Annotated in this window: 1 pseudogene; it reads right to left on the bottom strand. The window is 42.7% G+C overall.

The features are described from left to right. Positions 1-115 precede the first annotated feature (115 nt). Positions 116-564 (bottom strand): annotated as a pseudogene (locus ACS8FD_RS23415) (Rne/Rng family ribonuclease); the annotation flags it as partial.

The raw sequence follows: 564 nt of genomic DNA, 5'->3' as shown, positions 1-564 counted from the left end.
AAACATTAAAAAGCCCCAAAGTTACTGGTAACTTTGGGGCTTGTTAAATTATAAGTATAAAATTGCTATAAAAGTTGCGTTATACCAATTATACAAATTATATCAGGGCTAATAATCAACTGTCGCTACTTGAATGGTCATTTTCAGACTTTTCAGCTTGCGTAGGCTTTATATGTTCAGACTTTGGCTTACGACTACGCGCTTTTGGCACCTTTGGCGTGGTCAAATTAAACATACCAGTCTGTGGCAGCAGCTGCTCAGCGACACTCTCGATCATGTTTTTATAACTGGCAATAGTCGTCTTTGATTTAGCTGCTTGGCTGTCCTCTTTTGTAGCATCGCTATGCTCAGCAGCTTTGCTATCATCAAGTAACGCCTGATCTGCTTTTAACAGCTGTTCACTCTCAACAGTGATGTCGTCAGCTTGTACTTCACTGGCCAATGCAGCGGCTGCGGTTTCATGAGCATCGACTTGATGGTCATCAGAAATGCTCAATATGGCCTGCTGTTCTTCAGCACGATAGTCAGGATGCTGCCCACGTGGATCATTACTAGCACGTTGAC

This window comes from Psychrobacter sp. 1U2 (genome assembly GCF_051847575.1).
The sequence above is the reverse complement of the archived record's forward strand: the minus strand, read 5'-3'. Positions and strand labels throughout refer to the sequence as shown.